Source organism: Bacillus sp. FJAT-53060 (genome assembly GCF_037104745.1).
Lineage (GTDB): Bacteria > Bacillota > Bacilli > Bacillales > Bacillaceae > Bacillus > Bacillus stratosphericus_B.
Genome location: NZ_JBAWSW010000068.1, coordinates 1 through 7,388, shown reverse-complemented (window position 1 = coordinate 7,388; position 7,388 = coordinate 1). Strand labels below are relative to the sequence as shown.

General features: G+C 39.5%; 9 protein-coding genes and 1 pseudogene. 8 read left to right on the top strand and 2 right to left on the bottom strand.

From position 1 onward, the window contains the following. The 6 genes and pseudogenes from WAX46_RS15285 to WAX46_RS15260 all read left to right on the top strand — a co-directional run. Nucleotides 1-477, top strand: a 477-nt coding sequence (locus WAX46_RS15285) for an IS3 family transposase (RefSeq protein ID WP_336494292.1), incomplete at its 5' end; no start/stop codon positions are given. A 715-nt stretch (nt 478-1,192) separates the two neighbouring features. Beyond that, nucleotides 1,193-2,143 (top strand): ABC transporter permease, encoded by a 951-nt coding sequence (locus WAX46_RS15280; RefSeq protein WP_226570161.1) that lies wholly within the window; start codon nt 1,193-1,195, stop codon nt 2,141-2,143. Then, nucleotides 2,136-3,086, top strand: a complete 951-nt coding sequence (locus tag WAX46_RS15275) for an iron chelate uptake ABC transporter family permease subunit (RefSeq protein ID WP_336494291.1) — start codon at nt 2,136-2,138, stop codon at nt 3,084-3,086. Before WAX46_RS15280 ends, WAX46_RS15275 begins: the two co-directional genes overlap by 8 nt. Further along, nucleotides 3,077-3,835: an iron ABC transporter ATP-binding protein gene (locus WAX46_RS15270; protein ID WP_226570165.1), complete on the top strand. Its 759-nt coding sequence runs from the start codon at nt 3,077-3,079 to the stop codon at nt 3,833-3,835. Before WAX46_RS15275 ends, WAX46_RS15270 begins: the two co-directional genes overlap by 10 nt. A gap of 22 nt (nt 3,836-3,857) precedes the next feature. Further along, nucleotides 3,858-4,799 carry a siderophore ABC transporter substrate-binding protein gene (locus tag WAX46_RS15265; RefSeq protein WP_336494290.1) on the top strand — a complete coding sequence of 314 codons (942 nt, stop codon included), beginning with the start codon at nt 3,858-3,860 and terminating at the stop codon, nt 4,797-4,799. 75 nt (nt 4,800-4,874) lie between these two features. Next, nucleotides 4,875-5,274, top strand: a pseudogene (locus tag WAX46_RS15260) (LCP family glycopolymer transferase); the annotation flags it as partial. Between the two features lie 226 nt (nt 5,275-5,500). Here WAX46_RS15260 and WAX46_RS15255 read toward each other — a convergent pair. Then, complete coding sequence (locus WAX46_RS15255; RefSeq protein ID WP_226570169.1) at nt 5,501-5,863, bottom strand: hypothetical protein; 363 nt, start codon at nt 5,861-5,863, stop codon at nt 5,501-5,503. Between the two features lie 150 nt (nt 5,864-6,013). On the opposite strand from WAX46_RS15255, the gene WAX46_RS15250 reads away from it, so the two are divergent. After that, complete coding sequence (locus WAX46_RS15250; protein WP_336494289.1) at nt 6,014-6,631, top strand: TVP38/TMEM64 family protein; 618 nt, start codon at nt 6,014-6,016, stop codon at nt 6,629-6,631. Next, complete coding sequence (gene lepB / locus WAX46_RS15245; RefSeq protein ID WP_336494288.1) at nt 6,631-7,143, top strand: signal peptidase I; 513 nt, start codon at nt 6,631-6,633, stop codon at nt 7,141-7,143. The genes WAX46_RS15250 and lepB overlap by 1 nt, the downstream gene beginning before the upstream one ends. Before the next feature lie 59 nt (nt 7,144-7,202). On the opposite strand, the gene WAX46_RS15240 is transcribed toward lepB, so the two are convergent. Beyond that, on the bottom strand, nt 7,203-7,388 hold a 186-nt coding region (locus WAX46_RS15240; RefSeq protein ID WP_336493384.1), incomplete at its 5' end, for an IS3 family transposase.

Below are 7,388 nucleotides of genomic sequence, written 5' to 3'. Positions count from 1 at the left end.
CCTCTTGAAAAACTAGTAACGGACATCACATATTTGCCTTATGGACAGAAACAATTGTACCTTTCCAGTATATTGGATTTATATAATGGAGAAGTGATTGCTTTTAATATTGGTGATAAGCAGGACACAGACTTTATCTTAAACACACTTGATCAGCTCCCAGCACTGCCTAAGAACTGCGTGTTACATAGCGATCAAGGTTCTGTGTATACATCTTACGAGTATCAGAAAGCTGTTCATATAAAAGGCATTACCATGAGCATGTCCCGTAAAGGGACACCCGCTGATAATGCCTCCATCGAATCGTTCCATTCCTCACTAAAGTCTGAAACGTTCTATCTTAACAGGATTGATCGAACTACGACCAACATCGTAGAACGCACTGTCAAAGAATACATTTATTATTATAACAACATTCGTATTCAAACAAAAATAAACAACCAATCACCGATAAACTATCGGCAATTGGCTGTATAAAGGTGTTTTGATCCCTGTTTCAAAAACGGGGGTCAGTCCCGGGTTTTCTTCTAGGCTTTTTTAGATGTGAAGTATTTGCTTTAACCGGTGTATTCCTATCAATTTCTCTAATGACAGTGTTGGAGTCGATGATTGCAGCAAGACGGATGCCCGGTGCAGCACCTTTGAAAAGCTTAAGATATATAAAACATGTTCCGGTGCTTCTCAAAATAAAGAAGGAAGCGGGCCGCCATGGTAACGGTATTCACCATCAAAATCATCCTCTAATTATAAGACCGATGGCTGACAGCAAATTGTAGCAGCTGTTGTCTTCTGTTTACACTCATATATACACCGGTTGGTCGCTGGTGGGAGGGCGTCACAGCAATCATTTTTGTTCGCTGAGACAATGTGTCCACGATCATACCTTCCATCTACTGATGCGGGGAAAATGTTCATTTCACGTGTAAAAAAGAAAGCCTAGCGCCAGGGAAATCTGGATCTTCAACAGCCACCGTGTCCCCTTTTTTGAGGAAAATCAAGTCAATGTCTTGCTGAGTGCAGCCTGTTAACACGATTTGAAAGCAGCTGATTTCATATGGTGTTTTTTATGTGAATCAATCCTTTCCCATTCTTCTATTGAAAATATCACTAGATGTGATATTATATGAATGTCGCTTAATTGATAATGATAATCATTTGTAGCGGAGAGCTTGATAGAAAGTGAGAAATCTGTATGAAGTTGTATCAATTGAGTTTGTTATTTGCGAGTTTGGCATTTGCATCGCTGTTTATTGGTGTACAGGACCTTTCCGTCTTACAGCTATTTCATCTAACGGATGTTCAGATGCATACTTTATTTTCAAGTCGCATCCCACGATTGGTGAGTAATGTGCTTGCCGGCATGAGCCTTAGTTTATGCGGATTCATCATGCAAAGCATGACGAGAAATAAATTTGTTTCACCGACCACTGCAGGCACAATGGATTGGGCCAAGCTGGGTATTTTAGTCGGCATGCTCGTTTTTACACATGCGAGCCCGCTCATGAAAATGGGGATCGCATTTCTATTTACTTTAGTTGGTAATCTCCTATTCTTAAAAATCCTGCGCCATATTAAGGTGAATGACACGATCTATGTACCGTTAGTCGGCTTAATGTTCGGCGGGATCGTCAGTTCAATCTCCACATTTATAGCTTATAAATATGATCTGATCCAAAACGTATCCGCATGGCTTCAAGGGGATTTTTCTCTTATTGTTCAGGGACGTTATGAACTGCTCTATATGAGTGTTCCACTTTTGATCATCACGTATTTATATGCTGACCGCTTTACAGTGGCGGGTATGGGAGAGAGCTTTGCTGTCAACTTAGGTTTAACGTATAAACGTGTGATGGCGGTTGGTTTGGTGATCGTTTCCATGATGACTTCTGTCACGATTTTGACTGTCGGAATGCTACCATTTCTCGGCTTAATCATTCCTAATATTGTATCGATCTATCGAGGTGATCACCTGAAAAAGAGCCTGCCACATACAGCCTTACTGGGGGCTATTTTTGTTCTTATTTGTGATGTGCTCGGAAGGGTAATCATATATCCATATGAAATTTCTGTTGGGCTCATGGTAGGCATCATTGGAAGTGCGGTCTTCCTGTACATGTTATTAAGGAGGAAACGCTATGCGTAAAAAACATACATTATTCCTCGTTGCAGCCATTGCAACAGTGCTTGTCGTCATCTTTATTACCTTTCAAATGGGGTACTGGCAATACACAGTGCCAAGCCGTTTAAAAAAGGTGCTTGCGATGACATTAACGGGAGGGGCTATTGCGTTTTCATCTGTTGTGTTCCAAACCTTAACGAATAACCGAATCTTAACACCAAGCATCCTTGGGTTAGACGCACTGTACTTGTTCTTGCAAACAGCGATTATTTATCTTTTTGGATCAACCAATTTCATGATCGTCAATAAAAACCTGAATTTTTTCATTTGCGTTGGGTTGATGATTCTTTTTTCCGTGCTGCTTTATACGGTGATGTTTAAACGCAAAAACAAGCACATTTTCTTACTCCTGCTTATCGGGATTGTATTTGGTACATTGTTCAAAAGTCTTTCTTCTTTTATGGAAATGCTCATTGATCCAAATGAATACCAGGTCGTACAGGATAAATCCTTTGCAAGCTTTAATCATATGAACACAGATATCCTACTCATCGCTTCTGTTTTATTTTTGGCGCTTTGTCTTTATATTTGGTCATTCCGCGCTAAATTAGATGTGGTGTCGTTAGGAAAGGAGCATGCTGTAAATCTCGGAATTGACTATGACGGTATCACAAAAAAGATGCTGATCGTCATTGCCGTTCTTGTTTCTATTGCAACTGCCCTCGTCGGCCCGATTACATTTCTTGGCTTACTTGTCGTAAACGTAGCAAGAGAGCTATTTCGTACATATCGGCATACGTACTTGCTATTAGGCTCTTTTTTCATTAGTGTCATTGCCCTTGTAGGCGGGGAGTTTCTTGTCGAAAAGGTATTTACCTTTCAAACGCCACTTAGTGTTTTGATTGATTTAGTGGGCGGATTGTATTTTATTTACTTACTTTTAAAGGAGAGTCGTTCATGGTCGTGATGAAGGAAGTCAGTAAGACATATAACGGAAAAACAGTGCTTCACGAAACAACTGTCAGTGTGAAAAAGGGACAGCTGACCTCTCTCATTGGTCCAAATGGTGCGGGCAAAAGTACGCTTTTGTCCATCATGAGCCGCCTGATTCAGCCAGACACAGGCGCACCTTATTTAGAGGACAAACCATATAGCGTGTACCCTCCGCAAGAGCTTGCGAAAAAGATGAGTATTTTAAAGCAGTCCAATCACATGAGTGTACGCCTGACCGTTCGGGAGCTCGTCAGCTTTGGCCGCTTTCCTTATTCCCAAGGCCATCTGACAAAAGAAGATGAGAAGATGATCGATGTGTCCCTTCAATACATGAGGCTCGTCGATATCCAGCATCAATACTTGGATGAACTAAGCGGAGGACAAAGGCAAAGAGCCTTTATTGCGATGGTGCTGGCTCAGGATACGGATTATATTTTCTTAGATGAGCCTTTAAACAATTTGGATATGAATCATTCTGTTGAGATGATGAAACTATTTAAACAGCTCGTCAACGATCTTGGGAAAACGATTGTTGTGGTTCTCCATGATATTAACTTTGCATCTGTGTATTCCGATCATATCATCGCCTTAAAAGATGGACAGGTGATCAAAGAAGGCGAAGTAGATGAAGTGATTCAAACAAATACACTTGAACAAATTTATGACATGCGCATACCGATTGAAGTCATTCAAAGTGAGCGTATTTGCTTATATTTTTCTTAAAAACATGAAGAGGTGATCAAGCATGAAAAAATGGATATGGATGATGACTGTATTAACAGCGATCGTTGTACTCGCTGCCTGCGGTAACCAAGGGAAAACAGAAGGAACAAATGAGGAAACCGTGACGGTAAAGGACATGCTGAATAAAGATGGTGTGAAGATCAAGAAAAACCCAAAAAAAGTCGTTGTGTTTGATATGGGAAGTCTTGATACGCTAGACAAGCTAGGTGTAAATGTGACAGCATTACCAAAACAAGTGGTGCCAAAATATCTATCCAAATATGAGGATGATAAATATGAGAATGTCGGCGGTTTAAAAGAGCCGAACTTTGAAAAAATTGCAGAGTTAGATCCAGATTTGATTATTATTCAGCACCGTCAAGCAGATGCATTCGATGAATTTTCTAAAATTGCCCCTACGATTTTGATGGATGTAGACAATGCCAACTATATGGAATCATTTAAAAAGAATGCCACGACGTTAGGGGAGATTTTTGATAAGGAAGACGAAGTCAAAAAAGAACTTGCAGCCATTGATCAGAAAGTGGAAGCATTAAAGAAACAAGCAAAAGCGTTAAAGCAAGATGGTTTGATGATCATGGCCAACGATAGCAAAATGACTGCGTTTGGTCCTAAGTCAAGATACGGTCTCATCCATGATGTGTTTGGTATTACGCCGGCAGATCAAAAGCTTAAGCCATCTGACAAACACGGACAAAGCATTTCGTATGAGTACATGGTCAAAACGAATCCGGATTACTTATTTGTCGTTGATCGAGGCGCAGCGATCGGAGAAGAAACATCTGCGAAGCAGCTTGTTGAAAATGATTATGTGAAATCAGTCAAAGCGATCAAAAACAACCATGTGGTGTATTTGAACTCTGACATGTGGTATTTATCTGGCGGAGGTCTTGTATCATTAACTGCCATGATGGATGAAGTCAAACAAGGAATTGAACAATAATAATGATGAAAGCTGCTCGTTTCGAGCGGCTTAGATTGTTGACAAAGGGCTATTATTTTAGCCCTTTGTCTTCTTTTGGACAAGGATTTAAAGGGACAAGTTCATGTGCAAACAGGCACATACGCTAAGTGGTGATGAAGCATTAGCGTTTGTGAGAACGAGAAAGGTAGATAGTGACCTTATGTGCGGAAAGCGCTAAATGGAATCACTTCAATCCATCTTTGAAAAATCTAAATCCATTTCATCGATACCGTCATATGACAACATCATTGATACATTTGGTGATAATGTCTCAACCAATCTATCCATGAATCAGTTTTTTGGTCTTTCCCTTTACTGAGTTCACTAAAGTCAGTGGATACCATACAGCTAAAGGGGCACGATTATCACTGGAAATGTGTTTTACTTTGAGTTAGATGGACCAGGATTAGATGAAGTAACTCAAGAAATGAGAAAACAACTTGAATTATCATAAATGGGAAGAAGCTTGCCGCTGTGGCAGGCTTTTTTACTTTTAATAGTTCCAGAGTTGCTGGCATCGTTCGGTACTACACGAATTTAAAGTCATCTGGGATCATACACTTTTCTTCCTTCACTTGTGTTCAGCGAGGGAAACGTTGTGTAGGCTGCACTTGTAAATTGTGTCGTTTCTGTATGGCTCCTGTTTGTAGAGGTGCTGATACAGAAACTTTTAACTATTTTTATTTTGCCTGATGGAGAAAATAACGAGTAAGCAGCTCCTCTACACGATGCCGTATACGTGGATTAAAGTATTTATGTTTTTCTTCATAGCCATTCATCACAAATAAATACGTCGTAAACGCTTCATCGTGTTCAATTTGCTGTACCTTCATTTTTTTTTTATGTAGATCCTGTTTCAATTGATAAAGTTCTTTTTGCGTTTCTTTTAATGCAGAGGTGACAAGCTGAATATATGGTTCATTTAGTTTAAATGGTTGATGTTCTTTTAATTGGGCCAAGTCGCGATTGAGGATGGAGATAACCATTGGAAAAAAGATGGCCTGTTCCATCATCTGAAGATGTATTCTTGATAGTCTCGTCATGTCCATGCCTGCTTTCTTTGTATAGAACATTTGTTCTTATTTATTATATCCAATGAGGCAAAAAATCTCAAGGGGTTGAGGGCTGCATTTGTATTTTTAGGTTTTCTATGTAAAATGAAAAGTAGACAAACCTTGAAGGAGTCAAACAAGTTGTCATCATTTCTATCCATATTTACTCATGAAAATATCACATCATTTTTCGAGAGCTATAAGGCCTTTGGACCAATTGTGGCCATATTGCTCCCTTTAATAGAAGCATTTCTTCCGTTTTTACCTCTTGTTGCTTTTGCTGTGGCTAATGCAAATGCCTTCGGACTTTGGGAAGGCTTTTTATTGACGTGGATTGGAGCCAGTGCAGGGTCTATCCTTGTCTTTATACTGATTAGAAAATTTGGACAGATGAGGATGCTGAACTTTATTAGCAGACACCCTTCCATTAAGAAGCTGATGCTTTGGGTGGAAAAGCGGGGGTTTGGCCCGTTGTTTATTTTACTCTGCTTTCCTTTCACGCCTTCTGCTGCCGTCAATGTAGTAGCAGGCCTATCAAGAATGAGTAACTGGCAATTTTTATTAGCCGTTTTATCAGGTAAGTGTGTCATGATTTTTATCATCAGTTTTATTGGCTATGATCTTTCTGATTTAGTAAAGAATCCGTTAAGAAGTGTTTTTGCGGTTCTAGTCATCGCTTTATTATGGTATGTTGGAAAGAGAGTAGAAAATTGGTTGAACTTTCGAATGATCAAGCGTGAGGAGAAAGGAAGCTCTTAATGAAGAAGAAGCCATTACTATGGTTGATGATTATTACATGCATAGTCTTATTGTTCCAAGTAAAGAATTTCATGTTTGTCACATACAAAGTAGAAGGGGTTAGTATGGACCCGACATTTACAGATGGAACAGAATTAATAATCAACAAGTTCTCGCCAAAACTCACGAAAATTAGCCGATTTGATTACGTTCTATTTCATGGGTCTAAAAATCAAATTTTGATCAAACGGGTCATTGGTCTTCCCGGAGAAACGATCAAGTATCATAATGATCAGCTATTTATCGATGGTGAAAAATGGAAAGAGCCGTATTTAAAAGAGCAGAAAGAACATAAAATGGGGAACGTCCTGACAGGTGATTTTCACCTAGAAGACATCACAGGGCACGATAAAATACAAAACAATCATTTCTTCGTGATCGGAGATAACCGATTGCATAGCTTTGACAGTCGGCATTTTGGGACCATCTCAAAGGACCAAGTAGTCGGGGTAAAGAGGAATAACGACGAATAAAAAAAGAGAGGCCTTTGCAAGCAGGTGAAGTGACCCCCTTAAGTTAGACACGGTATTTATTAGACAGCTTTCGAGGCATGAGTTCGATATTGTATCGGACTCATGCCTTTTAGTTTCGTCTTTATACGTGTGTGATTGTAGTAATCAATATATTGTTCAAGTTCTTGCTTGAAGTGTTCGATGTCCTCAAATTCTTTTAGGTATAGAAATTCAGACTTTAAGATACCGAAGAAGTTCTCGATAAC

What these genes read in the sequence shown, in the direction of transcription:
- WAX46_RS15275 (WP_336494291.1), top strand. Translation starts at nt 2,136, where the DNA reads ATGCGTAAAAAACATACATTATTCCTCGTTGCAGCCATTGCAACAGTG.
- lepB (WP_336494288.1), top strand. Translation starts at nt 6,631, where the DNA reads ATGAAGAAGAAGCCATTACTATGGTTGATGATTATTACATGCATAGTC.
- WAX46_RS15265 (WP_336494290.1), top strand. Translation starts at nt 3,858, where the DNA reads ATGAAAAAATGGATATGGATGATGACTGTATTAACAGCGATCGTTGTA.
- WAX46_RS15270 (WP_226570165.1), top strand. Translation starts at nt 3,077, where the DNA reads ATGGTCGTGATGAAGGAAGTCAGTAAGACATATAACGGAAAAACAGTG.
- WAX46_RS15255 (WP_226570169.1), bottom strand. Translation starts at nt 5,863, where the DNA reads ATGACGAGACTATCAAGAATACATCTTCAGATGATGGAACAGGCCATC.
- WAX46_RS15280 (WP_226570161.1), top strand. Translation starts at nt 1,193, where the DNA reads ATGAAGTTGTATCAATTGAGTTTGTTATTTGCGAGTTTGGCATTTGCA.